The organism is Sandaracinobacteroides saxicola, assembly GCF_014117445.1.
In the GTDB taxonomy this organism is placed as follows: Bacteria; Pseudomonadota; Alphaproteobacteria; order Sphingomonadales; family Sphingomonadaceae; genus Sandaracinobacteroides_A; species Sandaracinobacteroides_A saxicola.
On record NZ_CP059851.1, the window covers coordinates 1782779 to 1802056 of the forward strand.

At 66.5% G+C, this 19278-nt stretch carries 22 protein-coding genes; 8 read left to right on the forward strand and 14 right to left on the reverse strand.

Annotation, left to right across the window (positions count from 1 at the left end; all coding sequences use genetic code 11):
• Window positions 1–28 precede the first annotated feature (28 nt).
• A complete protein-coding gene (locus H3309_RS08900) occupies window positions 29–601 on the forward strand; it encodes a nitroreductase family protein (RefSeq protein ID WP_182294392.1) in 573 nt (190 codons plus the stop codon).
• On the opposite strand, the gene H3309_RS08905 is transcribed toward H3309_RS08900, so the two are convergent.
• Window positions 579–1148 carry a hypothetical protein gene (locus H3309_RS08905; RefSeq protein ID WP_182294393.1) on the reverse strand — a complete coding sequence of 190 codons (570 nt, stop codon included), beginning with the start codon at window positions 1146–1148 and terminating at the stop codon, window positions 579–581. The two genes, H3309_RS08900 and H3309_RS08905, sit on opposite strands and share 23 nt — an antisense overlap.
• A 46-nt stretch (window positions 1149–1194) precedes the next feature.
• Here H3309_RS08905 and H3309_RS08910 point away from each other — a divergent pair, with 46 nt between their 5' ends.
• The gene (locus H3309_RS08910) at window positions 1195–1977 is read left to right on the forward strand and encodes a 3'(2'),5'-bisphosphate nucleotidase CysQ family protein (RefSeq protein WP_182294394.1); all 783 of its coding nucleotides are present in this window, start codon (window positions 1195–1197) and stop codon (window positions 1975–1977) included.
• 19 nt (window positions 1978–1996) lie between these two features.
• Here H3309_RS08910 and H3309_RS08915 read toward each other — a convergent pair whose 3' ends face one another.
• Window positions 1997–3010 carry a polyprenyl synthetase family protein gene (locus H3309_RS08915; RefSeq protein WP_182294395.1) on the reverse strand — a complete coding sequence of 338 codons (1014 nt, stop codon included), beginning with the start codon at window positions 3008–3010 and terminating at the stop codon, window positions 1997–1999.
• 63 nt (window positions 3011–3073) lie between these two features.
• Between H3309_RS08915 and H3309_RS08920 the strand changes: the two genes are divergently transcribed.
• The gene (locus H3309_RS08920) at window positions 3074–3382 is read left to right on the forward strand and encodes a chorismate mutase (RefSeq protein ID WP_182294396.1); all 309 of its coding nucleotides are present in this window, start codon (window positions 3074–3076) and stop codon (window positions 3380–3382) included.
• Between the two features lie 35 nt (window positions 3383–3417).
• Here H3309_RS08920 and H3309_RS08925 read toward each other — a convergent pair whose 3' ends face one another.
• The 5 genes from H3309_RS08925 to H3309_RS08945 are packed head-to-tail and all read right to left on the reverse strand — an operon-like array spanning window position 3418 to window position 5801.
• Entirely contained in the window at window positions 3418–3963 is a 546-nt protein-coding gene (locus H3309_RS08925) for a F0F1 ATP synthase subunit B family protein (protein ID WP_182294397.1), read from the reverse strand.
• A gap of 9 nt (window positions 3964–3972) precedes the next feature.
• A complete protein-coding gene (locus H3309_RS08930) occupies window positions 3973–4452 on the reverse strand; it encodes a F0F1 ATP synthase subunit B family protein (RefSeq protein WP_182294398.1) in 480 nt (159 codons plus the stop codon).
• Between the two features lie 16 nt (window positions 4453–4468).
• Window positions 4469–4696: a F0F1 ATP synthase subunit C gene (locus H3309_RS08935; protein WP_182294399.1), complete on the reverse strand. Its 228-nt coding sequence runs from the start codon at window positions 4694–4696 to the stop codon at window positions 4469–4471.
• A 23-nt stretch (window positions 4697–4719) separates the two neighbouring features.
• A complete protein-coding gene (locus tag H3309_RS08940; protein WP_243453670.1) occupies window positions 4720–5466 on the reverse strand; it encodes a F0F1 ATP synthase subunit A in 747 nt (248 codons plus the stop codon).
• The gene (locus H3309_RS08945; protein ID WP_207791484.1) at window positions 5466–5801 is read right to left on the reverse strand and encodes an AtpZ/AtpI family protein; all 336 of its coding nucleotides are present in this window, start codon (window positions 5799–5801) and stop codon (window positions 5466–5468) included. The genes H3309_RS08940 and H3309_RS08945 overlap by 1 nt, the downstream gene beginning before the upstream one ends.
• Before the next feature lie 216 nt (window positions 5802–6017).
• On the opposite strand from H3309_RS08945, the gene H3309_RS08950 reads away from it, so the two are divergent.
• Window positions 6018–8372 carry a TonB-dependent receptor gene (locus tag H3309_RS08950; protein ID WP_182294401.1) on the forward strand — a complete coding sequence of 785 codons (2355 nt, stop codon included), beginning with the start codon at window positions 6018–6020 and terminating at the stop codon, window positions 8370–8372.
• A 144-nt stretch (window positions 8373–8516) separates the two neighbouring features.
• Here the strand turns inward: H3309_RS08950 and H3309_RS08955 are convergent, their stop codons facing one another.
• A complete protein-coding gene (locus H3309_RS08955; protein WP_182294402.1) occupies window positions 8517–8834 on the reverse strand; it encodes a 2Fe-2S iron-sulfur cluster-binding protein in 318 nt (105 codons plus the stop codon).
• A gap of 75 nt (window positions 8835–8909) precedes the next feature.
• On the opposite strand from H3309_RS08955, the gene H3309_RS08960 reads away from it, so the two are divergent.
• Together H3309_RS08960 and H3309_RS08965 are read left to right on the forward strand one after the other, a co-directional pair.
• Window positions 8910–9527 carry a DNA-3-methyladenine glycosylase family protein gene (locus H3309_RS08960; protein ID WP_182294403.1) on the forward strand — a complete coding sequence of 206 codons (618 nt, stop codon included), beginning with the start codon at window positions 8910–8912 and terminating at the stop codon, window positions 9525–9527.
• Between the two features lie 58 nt (window positions 9528–9585).
• The gene (locus H3309_RS08965; RefSeq protein ID WP_182294404.1) at window positions 9586–10491 is read left to right on the forward strand and encodes a TrmH family RNA methyltransferase; all 906 of its coding nucleotides are present in this window, start codon (window positions 9586–9588) and stop codon (window positions 10489–10491) included.
• A gap of 170 nt (window positions 10492–10661) precedes the next feature.
• Here the strand turns inward: H3309_RS08965 and H3309_RS08970 are convergent, their stop codons facing one another.
• From H3309_RS08970 to H3309_RS08985, 4 genes are all read right to left on the reverse strand, one after another.
• Window positions 10662–11063 (reverse strand): EVE domain-containing protein, encoded by a 402-nt coding sequence (locus tag H3309_RS08970; RefSeq protein ID WP_182294405.1) that lies wholly within the window; start codon window positions 11061–11063, stop codon window positions 10662–10664.
• Window positions 11064–11076: 13 nt separating this feature from the next.
• Window positions 11077–11253: a hypothetical protein gene (locus H3309_RS08975; protein WP_182294406.1), complete on the reverse strand. Its 177-nt coding sequence runs from the start codon at window positions 11251–11253 to the stop codon at window positions 11077–11079.
• Window positions 11254–11574: 321 nt separating this feature from the next.
• Window positions 11575–12741 carry a serine hydrolase domain-containing protein gene (locus H3309_RS08980; protein ID WP_182294407.1) on the reverse strand — a complete coding sequence of 389 codons (1167 nt, stop codon included), beginning with the start codon at window positions 12739–12741 and terminating at the stop codon, window positions 11575–11577.
• A gap of 38 nt (window positions 12742–12779) precedes the next feature.
• Entirely contained in the window at window positions 12780–14546 is a 1767-nt protein-coding gene (locus tag H3309_RS08985; protein ID WP_182294408.1) for a M2 family metallopeptidase, read from the reverse strand.
• 132 nt (window positions 14547–14678) lie between these two features.
• Between H3309_RS08985 and H3309_RS08990 the strand changes: the two genes are divergently transcribed.
• Window positions 14679–15383, forward strand: coding sequence for a TetR/AcrR family transcriptional regulator (locus H3309_RS08990; protein WP_182294409.1), 705 nt, complete (start codon window positions 14679–14681; stop codon window positions 15381–15383).
• 56 nt (window positions 15384–15439) lie between these two features.
• A complete protein-coding gene (locus tag H3309_RS08995) occupies window positions 15440–16891 on the forward strand; it encodes an alpha/beta fold hydrolase (protein ID WP_182294410.1) in 1452 nt (483 codons plus the stop codon).
• Here the strand turns inward: H3309_RS08995 and H3309_RS09000 are convergent.
• On the reverse strand, window positions 16878–17822 hold the full coding sequence (locus tag H3309_RS09000; protein WP_182294411.1) for a pyridoxal-phosphate dependent enzyme: 945 nt from the start codon (window positions 17820–17822) through the stop codon (window positions 16878–16880). The two genes, H3309_RS08995 and H3309_RS09000, sit on opposite strands and share 14 nt — an antisense overlap.
• Entirely contained in the window at window positions 17819–19237 is a 1419-nt protein-coding gene (locus H3309_RS09005) for a peptide MFS transporter (protein ID WP_182294412.1), read from the reverse strand. Before H3309_RS09005 ends, H3309_RS09000 begins: the two co-directional genes overlap by 4 nt.
• Between the last annotated feature and the right edge of the window lie 41 nt (window positions 19238–19278).

Below are 19278 nucleotides of genomic sequence, written 5' to 3' on the forward strand. Positions count from 1 at the left end.
AGCCGCCCCGCTGTGCCAAGGCCCGGCCATGACCTTCAACGACGCCACCACGCCCCTGCGCCTGCTTGCCACACGCCGCTCCGGAAAGGCCCGCGATCTCGCCGCACCCGGCCCCGACCCGGCGCAGCTCGAAACCATCTTCACGGCTGCATCCCGCGTGCCGGACCATGGCAAACTGGCGCCGTGGCGCTTCGTCACCATCACCGACCGTGCCGCTCTCGCCGATCTGATCACACCTGCCAATGCCGGCCGGGCGGAGCGTGAGGCGATGCACGCCTTCGCGCATCAGGCCCCCACCCTGGTCGTCATGCTGTTTCGCCCCAACAGCGCCCGCGCCATCCCCGAATGGGAACAGATGCTGTCCGCCGGCGCGGCGGCGCAGAACCTCATTCTCGCCACCCACGCGCTGGGCTTTGCCGCCAACTGGCTCACCGGCCCCGCCGCCTACGTGCAAGCGGTCGCCGAAACCCTCGGTCAGGCTGGCGACCGCGTCGTCGGCTTCTTCTTCCTCGGCACCCCCACCAAAGCGCTTGAAGAACGCCCCCGCCCCGCCCTTGCCGACATCGTCCGCCGCTGGCCTAGCGCAGCCGCACAACCTTGACCGAGCGCCCGACCTTTGGGATCGTCAGAAGATAACTTCCCATCATCCCGCGCGAGAGGCGCACTTCACTGCCCACCCGCACCGGCGGAAACTCCAGCCCCTCGGTCTGCCGCCACATCATGCCGTTATCCAGCACGAACACCGCTCGCCCGGTGGTGCTGTTCACCAGCAATTCCTGCAATTTGGCAGTCAGGTTTTCCAGCTTGCCCTCGGGATTGTCGGGCCGGATCGCCGCCGGCAATGTCTCCCGACCGAACGCCGCTTTCTTCTCCGCCTCCAATGCCGCCGTCCGCTCGGCCGCCGCCTTTGCCGCCGCCGCCTCCGCCAATGCCTTGACCTTCGCCGCCTCCGCCTCCCGCCGCGCCACCGCGGCGCGCGCCTCGGCGCTGACGCCAGCCACTACCCGGTCGTAACAGGCGAGCCGTTCGGCCGCCTCCACCTTCGCCACACACGCCAGCAACGGCGCGCTGTCGATCGTCTGCGCCGACGCCTGAACCACCATCAGTGGCCCGGCCAGCAGCATCACCGTCATTATCGCAAACCGCATCACCCGCTCCCTTGACCGCACCGAACCCGCCTCTGATAGCAACCCCATGCCCAAAGACCATAGCGCCCTCATCGCTGCCCTCGCCCCCGCCATGCACGACGCCGGCGCATTGATCGAGCGGATCAAGGCCGCCGGCCTGACCCACAGCGACAAGGCCGACGCCTCCCCCGTGACCCAGGCCGACACGCAGGCCGAAGCACTGCTCGAAGCTGCCATCCGCGCCGCCGACCCGGATGCGGTCATTGTCGGGGAAGAGGCCGTCGCCGCCGGCATCATGCCCGACCCGTGCGGCCGCTTCTGGCTGATCGATCCGCTGGACGGCACCCGCGACTTCATCGCCGGCCGCTCGGACTACAGCGTCAATATCGGCCTTGTCGAAGCCGGCGTCCCCGTCCTCGGCCTCGTCCTCCACCCCCCCACCAACACGCTGTGGGCCGGGGCGCGTGGGCTCGGTGCCTGGGTCGAACGCGATGGCATGCGCACCGCCATCCGCACCCGCGCCATGCCCCCCGCGCCCCGAATTGTCACCAGCCACAGCCACCTCGACGAGCGCACCAAAGCCTGGGTCGCCACCATTCCCGATGCCATCATCACCCCCTCGGGCAGCAGCCTGAAATTCTGCCTTTTGGCGGAGGGACTCGCCGACCTGTACCCCCGTTTCGGCCCGACCAGCGAATGGGATACCGCTGCCGCCGACGCGATCCTCCGTGCCGCCGGCGGCCTCACCCTGGGGCCGGACGCCACCCACTTCCCTTACGCCAAACCCGGCTACCGCAACGGCGCCTTCCTCGCCATCGCCGATCCGGCCTGCCCACTGCGCCTGGTCTAAGCCGCAGCAGCGATGCGGTTCAATAAGCCCGCGCGATCGCAAACTCGACCGTCTCCGCCAGCGCCGCCTTCGCCGCGCTCGGCGGCAGCAGCGCCAGCGCGTCCACTGCCCGGCTGCCATACAGCCTCGCCCGCGCATGTGTATCGCCAATCGCTCCCGTCGCATGCAGGCGCGCCGTCGCTTCCGCCAGCTCCGCCTCGCCGTTGGCGCGTCCGCTCATGGCATGGCGCCAGAAACGCCGCGCCGCCTCGTCCCCCCGCGCATAGGCCAGGATCACCGGCAGCGTCACCTTACCGTCACGGAAATCATCGCCGGTGTCCTTCCCCATCGTCGCCGCGTCGCTGACATAGTCGATGGCGTCATCCACCAGCTGGAAGGCGATTCCCAGGTTCCGGCCATAGGCCTCCAGCGCCGCCTCGACGCGCGCCTCCCGCTCCGCCACCACCGCGGCGATCTGGCAGGCCGCGGCAAACAGCGCCGCCGTCTTGGCGCTGATGATTTCCAGATAGCGATCCTCGGTCGTCTCGACCATCCGCTGCGCGGTCAGCTGCGCCACCTCACCCTCGGCAATCACCGCGCTGGCATGGCTCAGGATCTTCAACACGCGCAGCGAGCCGTCCTCCACCATCAGCTCGAAGGAACGGCTGAACAGGAAATCACCCACCAGCACGCTGGGCGCATTGCCCCAGATGGTGTTCGCCGTCGCCCGCCCGCGCCTGAGGTCGCTGCCGTCCACCACATCATCGTGCAGCAGCGTCGCGGTGTGGATGAACTCCACGCACGCCGCCAGCTTGTGATGCCGCGTGCCGGCATAATCCAGCGCGGCGGCACAGCCCAGCGTCAGCATTGGCCGCAGCCGCTTGCCGCCGCCGGCGATCAGATGCCCGGCCAGTTCGGGGATCAGCGCCACCGGCGACTGCATCCGGTCCAGGATCACGCGGTTGACGTCGTTCATGCCAGCCGCCACCAGAGACATCAGCGGCTTCAGGCTGGGCACCCGGTCGGGGCGCAACGGAACAACGGTCGCGGTCATGGCAATCCGCTATGGCCAACGGCAGGGCGGCGCAAGGGCGAGCGTGTCGCAGGGAGGACAGGAATGAGCGCAGATCCCGTGCTGGCTGGCTATCGCCAGAGCATCGATAACATCGACGCGGCGCTGGTCTGCATGCTCGCCGAGCGCTTCAAGGTGACGCAGAAAGTCGGCACCTACAAGGCGACGCACAACCTGCCGCCGGCGGATCCGGCGCGAGAGGCACAACAGATCGCCCGCCTGCGCAACCTGGCCGCAGACGCGCAGCTCGACCCGGATTTCACCGAAAAATTCCTGCGCTTCATCATCGACGAGGTCATCCGGCACCACGAGGCAAACGGGGCGCGCGATGAGCGACTGCACAGCAGTCGCTAACTCGTCGGCTTTGCCGACGGCCGCCTGACCCGACCTCAGCCCAGTTTCGCGATGGCCTCGTCGGTCAGCGGCGCAAGCTCGCCATTCGCCGCTTTCGCCGCCAGGATGTCACGCGCCGCGCCGGCTGCCAGTTGCGCCGCGCGTGCCCGCAATTCGCCCTCAGCCGCCCGCTGGGCCGCCGCGATGCGATCCTCTGCCAGCTTCGTCCGGCGCGCGATCGCCGCATCCGCCGCGGTCTCGGCATTCGCCAACACCAGTTCCGCTTCGCGCCTTGCTCCGGCAACGATCGCCGCCGCATCTTTTTCGGCCTGCGCCGCATCCGCCGCTGCCTGCGCGCGAAGCGCCTCGGCCTCGGCCTTCAGCATTGCTGCTTCGGCCAAATCAGCGCGAACCTTCGCCGCGCGCGCGTCCAGCGCGGCGCCGATCGCCTTGAAAGCCCCCAACTTCCACAGGATGGCAACGAAGGTCGCAAAGGCAATCGCCACCCAGCCGTAGCTGTCCAGGCCCAGAAAGGCCGGATGCGCCTCATGCGCGCCACCGTGCGCTTCCGTTGTCGCTGTCGTTTGCGCCGTTTCCGCCATCGTCATTCCTTATGCCGCACGCCGGGCGACCGCAGCCGCAGCCACGTCCTGGTCCACCGCCACATCGGCAAGCCGCTTCACCAGATCCACGGTGGCGTTGGCTGCCACGGCATCCAGCTCCGCCACGGCCGAAGCACGCGCCGCTGCCAGTGCCGCCATCGCCGCGTCCGCCTTGGCGCCCAGTTCGGCATCCACAACCGCCAGCTTCGCCGCGGTTGCCGCGTTGGCCCGTTCCTTCGCGGCATTGACGAGGCCATTGGCCTCGCCACGCGCCGCCGAGATCGCGCCGCTGCCACCGCTGGAAGCAGCGACCGCCGCCTCCTTCGCCGCCGCCGCTGCGGACAGGTCGCGGCCGATCACCTCGCGGCGGTTCTCAACCACTTTCTCCACCCGCGGCAGCATGCGCGTCAGCGACAGATACAGCAGGCCGAAGATCAGCGTCAGCCACGCGATCTGCGGCAGCGCGTCAGCGAAATTGAACTGGGGCATGGCGCCGGTCGTCCGGTCAGACGGCGAACAGCAGCAGCAGCGCCACCAGGAACGCGAAAATCCCCAGCGCTTCCGTCACGGCAAAGCCGAAAATCAGGTTCGGACGCTGCGAATCAGCGGCTGCCGGATTGCGCAGCGCGCCCGACAGGAAAAAGGCGAAGAGCGTGCCCACGCCGATCGCGGCAAGGCCCATCCCGATGGCGGCGATGCCGGCGCCGATCAGCTTGGCTGCAGATGCGTCCATTATTCTATTCCTTCCGTGTTAACTCAGTGATGCAGGTTGATGGAATCGTTGAGGTAAATGCAGGTCAGCAGGGCGAACACATAGGCCTGCACCACCGCCACGATCAGCTCCAGTCCATAAAAGGCAACGGTCATGACCAGCGGCAGCGGCGACAGCAGTGCCAGCAGGCCACCCGCCGTTCCCAGCGAGATCACGAAGCCCGCGAACACCTTCAACAGGATGTGCCCGGCGGTCATATTGGCGAACAGACGGATGGCGAGCGTCAGCGGCCGCGACAGGAATGAGATGATCTCAATCGGCACGATCAACAGCAGCAGCACCCACGGTGTGTTCGCCGGCACGAAAAGACTGAGGAAATGGAACCCGTGCCGCACCACGCCAACCACGATGCAGATCACGAAAATCAGCGCGGCAAAGGCGAAGGTGACGGCGATATGGCTCGTCACCGTGAAGGTAAAGGGCACCAGCCCGATCATGTTGGCGACCAGCACGAAAATGAACAGCGAGAAGATGAAGGGCACGAACTTGCGCCCTTTCGGCCCGATATTCTCGTGCACCATGCCGCCGATGAATTCGTGCAGCGTTTCTACCGCAGCCTGCCAGCGATTCGGCACCAGCGCAGCGTTGCGCGTGCCCATCCACATCAGCCCCAGGATTAGCAGCAGCGCAATGGCCATGAACATCGACGCATTGGTGAACGAGACGTCATACCCACCCACCGCCAGCGGGGCGATGCGACTGATCTCGAACTGCTCCAGCGGACTTGCCACTATTCGCCCTCTTGCCTTTGCGCCTGTGCCGCGGCCTGATCCGCCTTCACCGCTGCCGCCTCGCGGTTGACCGCGCGCATCAGGTTGGTGAAACCGGCGGCCAGCCCCAGCATCAGGAACAGGATCGCCATCCAGGGTTTGGTGCCGAACCAGCTGTCCAGCTGCCAGCCGATCGCAAACCCCACCATTGTCGCCACCGCGATCTCGACCGCATAGCGGGTGCCGCTCGCCAATGCCCGCTGCGCCACCTCCCGCGGCGGTGTATGTTTCGCCTGTGCCGCTGCCAGCCGGGCCCCGAGCGCGTCGAGGTCGGCCTTTTGATCAGCGTCGGGCAAGACAGACCCCGCAAAGTCGGTGCCGAAACCGGCATGAACGAAAGCACCCCGCCGGTCGAACCGCCGAAGCGAGGCCCCGTTAGAAGCCCAGCCCGCAAAGGTCAAGCGGCCGCTTGCTGCACCGCAGCGGGGGATGACAATCATGTCATGCGTTATTCACGGAAAACCGCCTATGCCGCCACCACACATCCTTCTCCCCTTTTTTCCGGAACTCCCATGCCTGCCCTGCGCCTGCTGCTCATTCCCGTCCTCGCCTCGCCCGCCCTTGCCCAGACCTTACCCCCCGCCCCGCGGCCCGCGGCCGATGATGACGATATCGTCGTCACCGCCACCGCCCCGCGCGGCACCGTGCCCGGCGACATCAAGCCCGAAATCAGCCTCTCGCCGGCCGACATCCGCGGCTATGGCGTGTCCTCGGTCGCCGACCTCCTCAACGAGCTCGGCCCCCAGTTGCGCAGCGGCCGCGGCGGTCAGCCCATCGTGCTCCTCAACGGCCAGCGAATCAGCGGTTTCCAGGAAATCCGCGACCTGCCCACCGAAGCCATCCTGCGTACCGACATCCTGCCGGAAGAAGCCGCCCTCAAATATGGCTTCCCCGCCGGCCAGCGCGTCCTCAACATCGTGCTCCGCCCGCGCTTCCGCGCCACCACCGCCGAACTCAATGCCGGCAGCGCCACCGAAGGCGGCACCGCCAACGCCCAGGGCGAGCTCGGTTACCTCCGCATCCGCGACGCCGGCCGCCTCAACATCGATTTCAAGGCCGCCACGACCGAAGGCCTCACCGAGCCCGAACGCCCTCTTTCCCCCGCCAACCCCTTCCGCTCGCTGACGCCCGACACGCAGAGCTATAGCGGCAACCTCGTTTACAACCGCGTGCTCGGCCGCACCGCCGTCACCGCCAACGCCCGCCTGCAACTGGATGAGAATGAGCGCCTCACCGGCGCCGCCGTCGGCCTCCCCCCCGCCGCACTCACGCAGACGACTGACAGCAGCACCGCCCGTCTGGGCCTCACCGCCAACGGCAACCTCGCCCGCTGGCGCTGGACGCTCACCGCCGGCTATGACCGGGTGGACAGCCGCACCACCACCGCCACCAACAACCCCACCACCCCCAACCGCGGCACCAGCCTGGCGAACACCGGCGCGCTGGACGCGCTGATCAGCGGCCCCGCTTTCCTGCTGCCCGCCGGTGAAGCCACCCTCGCCGTCCGCGCCGGCGCCAGCCTCTCCAGCCTCGACGCCACCTCCCGCCGCAACGGCCTTTCGACCGAATCGACCCTCACCCGCAACATCGGCAGCGGCCAGCTCAACCTCGACCTGCCGCTCGCCAGCGCCCGCAACGATGTCCTCCCCTGGCTCGGCGAGCTCAGCCTGAACGGCAACGCCGCCGTGCAGCAGCTGTCGGACTTCGGCACGCTGCGCACTTTCGGCGCCGGCCTGAACTGGCGCCCCGCGCCTCGCCTCTCACTGCTGTTCAGCTACACCGACGACCGGGACGCCCCCACCCCGCAACAACTCGGCAACCCCCTCATCACCACGCCGGGCGTCACCCTGTTCGATGCAGTTACCGGCCAGAGCGTCGTCGCGACCCAGGTCGGCGGCGGCAACCCGCTGCTCGCTGCCAGCACCGCCCGCAGCCTGAAATTGACCGGCAACTGGAAACCCTGGGAGGAGACCGACTTCAACCTGACCGCCAACTTCCTCTCCACCCGCACCGACAACCTGATCAGCGCCTTTCCCGGCACCAGCGCCGCCATCCAGGCCGCCTTCCCCGAACGCTTCATCCGCGATTCCGCCGGCACACTCACCAGTGTGGACACCCGTCCGGTCAATTTCGCCCGCGCCACCGACACACAACTGCGCTGGGGCATCAATTTCTCGATGCCGCTCGCCACGCGCCAGCCACGCCCGCCCGAAGGCTGGGTGCCGCCATGGGTGCGCGAAGCCCGCGCCCGCGCCGCCGCCGGCACGCCACCGCCCGGTGGAGGCAGTACCGCCGCGCCCGGCCAGGCCGGCGGCCCGCCCTCTGGCGGCGGCTTCGGCGGGGGTGGTCCCGGCGGCGGCCAGGGCCGGGGCGGCGGCTTCGGGGGCAACCGCCTGCAATTCGCCCTCTACCACACCTGGCATTTCACCGATTCGATCCTGGTCCGCCCCGGCGGCCCGGTGATCGATCGCCTCGATGGCGGCAGTACCAGCGGCAACGGCGGCACCCCGCGCCACGAACTGGAACTCCAGAGCGGCTACAGCCGCGACGGCCTCGGCATTCGCCTCTCCGCCAACTGGCAGAGTGCAACCCGTGTCCTCGGCCCCAGCCCCGCCTCCACCCTCGATTTCGCTGATTTAGGCACGCTGAACCTGCGCCTCTTCTTCAACCCCACGCAGCGCTGGCAGTTGATCGACCGGGCTCCCTGGCTGCGCGGCACCCGCGTCACGCTCGCCGTCACCAACCTCCTCAACAACCGGCAGCGCGTGACCGACGCCACCGGCGCCACCCCCACCGCCTTCCAGCCCGCGTACCTAGACCCCACCGGCCGCCGCATCACGCTAAGCCTGCGCAAACTCTTTTTTTAGTGCTGCGAAAGACTGGTCGAGAAATCGTTCAGGCCGTCGGCGAGAATGGTGATTTGGGAGCACCGAAGCGCAGCGCACTCAAGGTGCGTGAGCATCGGAGCGCAGCAAATCGCCTTTCGCAGCCCGGCATGGACGATTTATCGGTCAGTCTTCAGGCGCGATCGTCACCTTCAACCCGTCAAGCTCAGCCGAAAATTTGATCTGACAGCTCAACCGGCTCGCCCCCGTTCGGTGATCGCTCGAATCGAGCAGGTCGGCCTCATCCTCGTTCGGCCCGCCCACCTTCGCCGTCCAGGCATCGTCCACCCACACATGACAGGTCGCGCACGAACAGCTGCCGCCGCACAGCGCCAGCAGCTCGTCGAACCCGGCGTCGCGGATCACCTCCATCACGCTCAGCCCGGCATCGCCCTCCACCGTCTTCTCGGCCCCGGCGCGGTTCTGAATCGTCAGCTTCGGCATGGTCACTCCCTGTTGTGCATCGGCGTCGAGCGGCTATTAACGAGCGTCGCACCACACGCAAGACCGGACACCGCCTTGGGCCTCACCGCGCATCATATCGAAACCGGCCTCGCCGCCCTCAGCCGCACCGACCCGCACGTCGCCGCCGCCCACGCGCGCTATGGCACGCCCGAACCGCGGGTGCGGGAACGCGGCTTCGGTGCGCTGATGCGCACCATCGTGGGACAGCAGGTCTCGGTCGCCGCCGCCGCCAGCATCTGGCGAAAGCTCGACGCCGCCACCGGCAACGCCGAAGACCCGCTCGCCATCATGGCACAGGATGATCCCACCCTGCGAGCGGCCGGCCTCAGCCCGCAGAAACTCGGCTACGCCCGCAGCCTCGCCACCCTTGTCCTCAACGGAGAACTCGACCTCACCAACCTCCCGGCCGACGATGAGGAGGCGATCCTCACCCTCACCCGCGTCAAGGGCCTCGGTCGCTGGAGCGCCGAAATCTATCTGCTGTTTGCGGAGGGGCGCCCCGACATCTTCCCCGCCGGCGACCTCGCCATCCAGGCGCAGATCGGCAAGCTGAAGGGCCTCGAAACCCGCCCGTCGGAAAAAGCCACCCGCGCGCTCGCCGACCCCTGGCGACCACACCGCGGCGCCGCCGCTGTCTTCCTCTGGCACTGCTACAACGCGCCACCTCTTTGATTGGTCGCCTCGTTCCGGGCGCAAAACCGGTTCCCACTTTTGCTGAACAGGCTCCGCCATGGTCTCTCCCGAACTGGTAACCTCCGCCAGCAACACCACCCTCAAGCGCCTGCGCTCGCTGTCCCAGAAAAAATACCGCCGCGCCGAAAACCTGTTCCTCGCCGAGGGCCTGCGCATCGTGACCGAAGCGACCGAGGCCGGCTGGACACCCCGCATCCTCGTCTTTGCCACCGCCCACCGCGACCACCCCCTCGTCCGCCGCCTTGTCCAGCTTACCCTGCACGCCGGCGGCCGAGCGCTCGAAACCACGCCCGACATCCTCTCGACGCTCTCGGGCAAGGACAATCCGCAATCCGTCCTCGCCGCTTTCGAACCCCGCCCCCTCTCCCTCGCCGACCTCGATCCCCACAGCGCCCCGCGCTGGTTGGTGGCGCAGTCGCTGAAAGACCCCGGCAACCTCGGCACCATGCTGCGCACCTGCGACGCCACCGGCGCCGGCGCGCTCATCCTGCTCGACGACAGCGCCGACCCGCTCAGCGTGGAAGCCATCCGCGCCAGCATGGGCGCCTATTTCACCGTCCCCTGCCTCACCACCAAATGGCCCGATTTCCTCACCTGGCTGCGTCACACCCCTCCTGCCCCGCGCAGCGGAGAGCGGGGAGTCGAAGACAACGCGAAGCGTCAGCGGCGACTCGCGCAGCGAGCGGGGGTGGGTGCGTCCCCTCCCTCTTCCCCCACCCTCATCGGCGCCGCCCTCGATCCCCGCGCCCGGCCCTACACGCACACCCCCTACCCAGCCCCCAGTTTCATCCTGATGGGCAACGAACAGGCCGGCCTTCCGGCGGATTACCGCGATGCCTGCGATTACCTCGCCGCCATGCCCATGCTGGGGAAAGCCGACAGCCTCAACGTCGCCATCGCCGCCGCCGTCCTCCTCTACCAGGCCCTCGCCGTCCAGAGCTGATCACTGCCCCCACAGCACCCTCTCCGCCACCCCCTCCACCAGCTCCTGTCCCAAGGCGGGCAGCGGCGCCATATTGTTCAGCACCACGATCATCAGCCCATTTGCAGAAAACCGTGCGAACGATGTGGTCGCCCCGGCCCGCCTGCGCTATTTCCACCTGCGCCCGTGCCCTACCCCGCCAGCCGCAGCACCTCCGCCCATTCATCGTCGGTCACCCGCGCCACGCTCAACCGGAACGCCGTCAGCACCTGCATCTTTGCGAGCGACGGCGTCGCCTTCAACACCGACAGCGCCACCGGGCCAATCGCGCGCACCGGTTCCACCTGCACCGCCACCCAGCGCCCGCTTGCGTCCTTCGCGTCCGGGAATGCCGCCCGTGTCACCCGCATGACGCCCACCACCGCCGGCGCCTCCACGCTGCGATAGAAAAACGCTTCGTCCCCCACCGCCATCGCCTTCAGGTTCAGCGCCGCCAGATTGTTGCGCACCCCATCCCAGGCGGTCGTGCCATCCCGCACCAGATCCTCCCAGGAATAACTCTCCGGCTCCGACTTCATCAACCAAAAGGCCATCCGACGCTCCCTGTCACGGCCGCAGCATGCCCGAAAACACCACCGCCAAGGCTTCCCTTAACCGATGCACCACGATCGCAAACATGAATTCAGCGCCAAACTGGCGCCCCGCTCTGGATAAACGTGACGAATATGTTTCGCCATTTCCACTACGATAGAACGCTTCAGACAATTGATTGCCGCCGCCCACCGTGCGCCGCCACCGCTTGCAGTTCGACGCATGCAGATCGGCGCGCTATATGTCGGCCAGACTCCTACCGGACTTAAGCTGACGTCGTCGGCTTGCCCCGACAACGCCGCCATTCAACGGCTTAGATCGACCCCGAAGAAGCCGCCATTCCCAGATTGCGTTTCCAGAGCAATCCAAAACCGTTGAGGATTAGCTCATCAAGACGAAGACCGTTACAGCAACCTCCTCCCCAAGAACACTCATCTGCGGCTGGGCCTGTCGGTGCCATGCGAAGGGTTCTGAACGATCAGGGCCGTCGAAAAGCTGAGTGTATGTCATGCACTATTGTGACTTTCTCATCATCGCCGCGTGTAGCAATCTTGCACGGATGGCGCCGATGACGGGCTGTGATTTCACGCCGAATTCGCTGTTGATCTGGAAGGCGATGGCAATATCGCCTTCCGGCATGTAGAAAAGGTCGGAGCGATAGCCGGGAAAATAGCCGCTATGGCCGACAACGCGTTGTCCTTCGAGCGTCTCGATCTGCATGCCCAGCCCATAGGCCGGACGATCGGATGGTGAACCGTCAGGCGCGCGAGCCATATCGGCGAGGAGAGCGGGCGGCAGGAGGCTGCCGCCATAGAGGGCGCGCGCCCACCGCGCCAGGTCGATCGGATTGGTGGCAAAGCCGCCGCCTGTCCATTCGGATGCCGGGTTGAACAGCAGCACACCCGGGGCGACGAGCATCTGCGGCGGCAGCGGCGCGCCGCCCCAGTCGGGTTCGCCCTGCGAAAGCCCGGGAATGAGGCGGGTGTTGCTCGGCACCGTCAGCGTCAGTCCGAGGGGAGTCAGAAACTCCGTTGCCGCATAGTCATAGAAACGCTTTCCAGATGCATTCTCGATGATCTCACCGACGATCAGATAGCCGCTGTCTGAATAGGCATAGCCGGTACCGGGGGCGAATTTTGCCGGGGCGGCGACGGCGATGGCGATGCATTCATCGGGTGACAGGAAATCGTCGGGATTGGCGGCGGCACGTCGACTGCTCTGGGCCATATAGTCGGGCAGGTTGACGTGATCGGCCAGCCCGGCGCGATGTGCCAGCAACATGCGGGTCGTAATCTGCGCCGCATTGGCAAGCTTGCTGAACCACGGACGCTCGCTGACATAGCGCCCGATCGGTGCGTCGAGGTCGAGCTTGCCTTGTGCCGCCAGCCGGAGCGCGGCCGCCGCCGCAAAGGTCTTGCCCGTGCTGCCAGACATCATCCGCGCGGTGGCGACAAGCGGTGTCGGGTCGTGCCGGCCCTCAACGCCAACTGCGACGACACCGCTGCTGCCGTCCTTCAGCACAAAGGCCGCAATGGCGCCAGGAAAGCCATAGGTCTTGCGGGCGTCATCAAGTGCATCGCGGAATCGGGCGAGACGCGCCGACGCCTCGCTGGTCTCGGGTGCCGCGATGGCTGCCGGCGAAGGCGTCGCCGCGATGCCGGGCGACAGGGCGCACAGCATCGCGAGCAACCCAAGCCCGGCTGATCTGGTCAAGATAGTCACCACCCGCATTGCTCACCTTTCGTCTGCGCTTTCAGCCAAGGGACTAGCGGCTGATAATAGGCTAGGAGCGGGGCCGCATCGTAGCGCCCCTCAATACCGAACGTGTCGAGTGCCTGCGGCCATGGCACCGAGGCTCCCAATGCCGCCACAGCCCGCATGCGGGCACCAATCTGCGTTTTCCCGTAGATTGAGCATCGGTGCAGCGGGCCTTGCCAGCCCATGGTGGTGCAGGCACGCGCAAGAAATTGGTGCTGAAGGACATTGGCAAAGAAATAGCGGTTGTAGGGCATGTTGTTGGCCAGATGCGGGACGGCGGCGGCATCGAAACCGTCGTCCGGGCGCGGCGTTGGGGGCGCAAGACCCTGTACGTCGGCAACGAGACGCCACCATTGGCGATTGTAATCGGCGGGTTGCGTGCGCCCGGCAAACACATCCCAGCGCCACTGCTCGAACGCGACGGCATAGGCGAGCAGTGGCAGACGTTCGAGCGTCCGTTCCCACAGCTGACGCAATTCGACGTTGGCACTGTTGCCGATGCCGGGATCGAGCAGCCCGACGCGCTGGAAATAGGCGGGCGTCATCGACATGACCGGAAAGTCAGCGAGAGCCTCGTGAAAGGCATCGTTGGCACCATTCTGGAACAACAGCGGCTGGTCCGCATAGGAAAGCGCATAATAAACGTGACCGACTTCGTGGACCATCGTCCGTAGCGCGGTCAGGTCACTCGTCGCACAGAACTTCAGGCGGACATCGCGGCCTTCGATGTGTGTTGCCGATCCCGAACAGTCGACGACCCGGTCAGCTGGCTTCTCAAGCATCGAGCGTTGCCAGAAGCTCTCGGGCAATTTCGGATAGCCAAGCGAGACATAGAAGTCCTCCGCCAGACTGGCCATTTGCACGCCAGACAGACTCTGCTGCCGTAGCCGCGCATCGACCGCAGCGTCGACCGCCTGGCTCCCATCGGGCCACGGCGAGGTCATCGCGGTCAGGCCGCGCCAGAACATTCCGACCGGATTGCGCGTAAGGTCGATTCGAATCGGGCCGGTTCTCGGCTGAACCCTATCGCCATAGGTCGCATTGAGGCGCTTGCGCACGTAGCAGTGAACGAGGCGGTAGAACGGCGCAATCTGAGCCCAGACACGCGCGGTTTCGGCCTGTGTTTCGAGGCCGGGCGTATCGTTGGCCGCCCGCCACAGTGCGCCGGTATCGGCAAATCCAAGCGCGCGCGCACCTTCGTTCGTCCGGGCGACAAACGCCGCGTAATCGGCCTTCATGACGCCGCCGGTGCCGGCCCAGGTGCTCCACAGTGCAACAAGCCGGGCGGGATCGTCGCTCCGCTCCATGGCATCGCGCAGGGCACCATAGCTGCGGAACGTCGTATCATTCACGCGCACCGAGCGGACGGCATTGGCCGCCATCAGCCGGGCGCGCAGAGTCGCCGTGTCGGCGGCAGCGGCCGGATCCTCAGGCACGGGGTTCTCGATTCGCGTGCGCAGCAACAGCAGGCTTTGTGCTTGGTCGGGTGCCAGCCCCTGCCCTCTATAGGCATCGGCCTGGCGGGCCAGGCGCAGCGCAACCAATCCCGCTTCTGTCGAAAGTCGTGCGTTGAGCCTTTCGGTATCAGGGGTTGCGTGTGTCGAGGCGAGCCAGGCTGCCCGATTTGCGTCGGGAACCACGTCGAGCAGTTCACGCTGGGCCAGTGCAATGAAGGTTGCTGCCGGTTCGGCTGCCGGCTTCGCGCTCACGGCCACGCCCAGCGACATGGCGCCTACGTAACAGCCGACCTGCAACCATCGCATCGCCTGTGCCTGCCTTTCCACAAAAGGATACATACCGAATTGTATGTGAACGTCCACAGGATTGACGTTGCGCGCAGTCAGTGTTGAGAGTGGGATATGGCAACACCTCCGAAAACATCCCCGGCGTCCGACCGGGCCAGGCACCGTCCAAATAAGAAGGAGCAGGGCGCGGCCACGCGCGAGAAGCTGCTGCGCGCGACGGTCGAGGTGATCCGGGTCAACGGCTTTGCCGCTACCTCCACCACGATGATCGTCGAACAGCTCGGCGTGACGCGCGGCGCGCTCAACCACCATTTCGCCGACAAGGAAGAGCTGATTCTGGCGGTGGGCAAGCTGCTGCTTGATGATGGCATCGCGCAGCTGGGGGCCGGGATCAATGCCGAAGCACCAGTCGGTGAGAAGCTTGCGCGCTATGCCGACAGCGTGCTGCGCCTGTATCTGTCGGGCGACATGCTGGTGTGGATCGATATCCTGATGACCGCGCGCCGTGACCGGACATCGATGCGACGGATGCGCGACTTCTTCAACGAAATGGATGCGCGGAGCTATGATATCTGGATGCGACTGTTCGCGCGCGACTGTCCTGACAAGGCGCGCCTAGTTGCCGCCCGTGATGTGCTGTTCAATTTCGCGGCCGGCATGGCGATCAACCGAATTTTTGTGAAGCATGATGGCTATTGGCGCGACCTGCTGGCCTTCCTCGAACAGATGCTGCTCGATGGCCTCGACCGGCCTGCGCCAACCGACTGGCCGCGCGACCGCGGGTGGGTTGACCAGTTTCCAAGCTCAAGGCCCTGTTGACGCGGCCGCAAGTCATCACGCATACATACCAACATGAATGTATGCAGGAGGGCACGATGGGCTGGCGGGCGATGATGATTGCGATGGGCCTCGCGCTTGCGACGCCAATGGCGTTAAGCGCAGAAACCAGCTCGGCTGTTCCGCCCAGCCTTATCGAGCCGGGGCCGTGCCCGATCAAGCTCGACCCGGCCAAGTTCGAATGCGGCACCCTTGTCGCGTCCATGACGCGAAAGGCCGGCGATGACCGTGTGGTCCGCCTGCCGTTCGCGGTTTTCAAGCCGTTCCCGTCAACATCGAAGGCATCGGCGATCACGCTGCTGGCCGGCGGCCCGGGCTTCACCACCATCGGCTCGGCCGGACCGGTGGGGCCAAGCTTCGCACCGCTCGGCCGTGATGTCGTGTTTCTCGAGCGGCGCGGCACGGGGCTTGCGGAGCCAAGCCTTGCCTGCCCGCCCGGCACCAGATTGCCCAATCATGATTGGGATCTGGCCAAGGTCGCCGCCTGTGCCAAAGGGTTTCGCGACCGCGGAGTCGACCTCAACGCGTTTGTCGCGCGCCAGGCGGCGGCCGACCTCGAAGACCTGCGTATCCTGCTCGGCTATCGGCAGTGGGACATTCTGGGCGTTTCCTCCGGCTCGTCGCTGGCCTTTGCAGTCATGCGCGATTTTCCGGGCAGCGTACGCAGCGTCATCCATGATTCGCCCTATCCCTACGGTATCAACTCGTTTGCTACCAACGTAGCCAAGCATCTCGACAAGTTCAGCGACCTGTTCGATGCCTGCGCGCGCGATGCGGCCTGCGGCAGTGCCTACCCCGATCTGCGGGCGACCATGATCCGCGCGGTAACCGATCTTCAAGCCCGCCCGCTAGTCGACGGGACGACGCGTGTTGATGGCCAGGAGGTGCTGCGTCGCCTCAGCTTGGGCCTTCAGGAAGCCGACGCGCTGCCGCGCATCCCGGCGATGGTCGCAGCTGCCGCCGGGCGCGATCTGCCGGCATTGATCGCGCTGCGTTCGCCGTCGTCAATCGCCGCTGCTGTCGGCGACGTTCCGGCAGACCGCGTCTATGTCGTCGGCACCTGGCTGTCGGTCGAGTGTGCCGAGCGACTGCCGCTGTTCAAGACGGAGGACACGCGCACGCGCGAGGCCTGGCCGGCATCGCTGCGGGCCCTGATGCGCGTCGAATGGGGCGCGCAGGACCGTGCGGCGTGCCGGGCCTGGGGCTATCGTCCCGAACCGCGCAGCATCGACCGCCCGGTCACGGCTGATATCCCGACGCTTGTCATGCTCGGAGCGTTTGACCCGCAGACACCGCAGTCGTGGGGCGAGCGCGGCATCGCCGCCATGCCGAAGGGCGCCGGTCGCGTTGTCGTGATTCCCGCCGCGGGCCATGCGGTGACAACACTTCCCTGCCCGCAGGCGCTGGTTGGGCAATTCCTCATTGCGCCGCGCGCTCCGCTCGACACAAGCTGCCTTGCGACAATGACGCTGGTGTTCAAGCGTCCCTGACAATGTCGGCGCGCACGATGCGGCACAGCACAGCCGGATCGATGTTGCCGCCGGACAGCACCGCGACACAGGGGCGGGGAAGCTGGGGGTTTGCGAGGACGGCTGCATAAGCGGCCGCACCCGCGCCTTCGGCAATCAGGGCATGATCGCCCAACAGCCTCGCGACGGCCACTTCGACATCCCGCACGCTCACCGTGACGACCCGCGCAACCGCCGCACGGACCGCCGGCCACATCTCGGGCAAAATTCCGCGTCCCCCCATGCCGTCGATGAAGCTGGGCAACCGTTCGGCAGGCACGGGCGCGTCTGCCGCAAGGGCCGCGGCCACCTGATTCGACACGTCGCTCTCGACCACGATCAGCTCGGCACGCACGCCGGCTGCAGCAAGCCCAAGTGCGACCCCGACGGCGAGCCCACCGCCGCCGAAGGGGACGACGACGCTGGCGACATCAGGCAGCGCCTCGGCGATCTCAAGACCGATGCTGGCATTGCCGGCGATCACGCCGGCTTGCGCCACGGGATGGACGAAGCAGCCATCGACCCCCTCGATCCGGCGCTCGCTGAAAACCCGCCACCAATCGGCAAACGGCATGAGGTGAAGCGTCGCGCCAAGGCGGCGCATCGCCTCAATCTTGGTGGCGGCGGCGTTGTCGGGCACCGCAATGGTGCAGGCCCGACCCGCACTGCGTGCTGCCGCGGCGAGGCCTTGGCCGAAATTACCTGCTGATGCCGTAACCAGTGGCGAGTCGCCTGGCGTGTCCGCGATCGCACCGAGCGCTGCGCGCCATTTGAAGCTCCGGTGCGGCTGGAGCATTTCAGGCTTGAGCCACACCCCCGGCATGTCCAACGTGGGCAGCAGCGGCGTATGCACAAGAGCGGGCGCGATCCGCGCACGGGTTGCAACGATATCAGCGTGACTAGGCGCGATCATGGCTGCGGTGCAAGCCGTTTGCCGACAGCGCCGGCGAACAGTCCCACCGAAACGACAGCGGCCCAGGCGACCGCGATGCCTGCCAGCAACCCGAAATAATCGGCATAGGCCGTCTGGCCAAGCGGGCCGCGCTTCACATCAGCAAGGCCTGCAAGCAGGCCAGCCAGAAGATTGCCCGCCGCGAAGGCCAACAAGAACAGCCCCAGCATCACCCCGACCAGGCTGCGCGGGGCCAGCCGCCCGGCCTCGGCATAGGCGACTGGCGAGATCGAAAGCTCGCCGAGTGTGAGCAGCAGATAGGCAACAACAATCCAGCCGAGCGCGACCGTACCGGTGACCGCAGCACCGGCGGCAAGGTGCAACGTCGCGAAGCAGGCTGCAAGCAAGAGGAAGCCGATGACGAACTTGCGCTGGGTCGGCACCCCCAGACCTCGCTGTTCGAGGCGCGCCCAGGCCCACGCCAATACCGGCACAGCCAGGATGACGAACGCCGAATTGAGCGCGACGATCTGCGCGGTGGCGATCTGCACGCCGCCAAGCTCGCGGTTGACGAAGCGTTCTGCGAACAAGGTGATCGTCGTGCCGATCTGTTCGTAGAGCATCACGAACATCGCGACCGACGGCAGCAGCAACGCAAAAGGAAGCAGCATGCGCCGATCGTCGGGGGGCAAAGACGGCGCTTTCCCGGCGACGTACGCGAGGCCCACGACGAAGGCAGCGCCAAGCACAATGACAAGTGCGACCCCCTGCTGCAACAAAGCCCAACATGCCGCGACCAGTGCAGGCGCCACCGCACCGGTGATCACGACCGCCGCGCGGCGCCCGGTCAATGGAAGCGCGGGCCGCGTCGCCGCCACGGGCAGCAGATGGCGGTTGCCCACGAGCACTGCAAGCCCGGCGGCCATGCCGATCGCCGCCGCGCCGAAGCCCCAGTGCCACCCATAGGCCGCCGCAAGATAACCGCAGACGATGGGAGCAAGCAGGCCGCCGATGTTGACCCCAAGATAATAGGCGTAGAATCCGGTTTCGCGCCGCCCGGCACCGAGCCCATCGTAAAGAAGTGTGACCATTGTGAGCACATTGGGTTTCAGCAGCCCGGTTCCGGCGGCGATGGCAGCAAGCGACAGGAAAAACAGCTGCAGCTTCACTGAACCCACATCCATCATCGTTTCGAGCGCAAGGCCACAATGCCCCCCCATGATGATCGCGGCGCCAAGCGTTACGGCCATACGCGCGCCGATCAGCCGGTCGGCAACGAAGCCGCCGATCAGCGACGTTGCCAGCACCAGCGCGCCATAACTACCGAAGACCAGCGCCGCCTTGCTGTCGCTGAAGCCAAAGGTTGCCAGCATGTACAGAACAAGAAACGCCCGCATGCCGGCGAAGCTGAACATTTCCCAGGCCTTCAGCGCCACCAGCACGAACAGGCCGCGCGGGTGGCCCCATAGCAACGGCG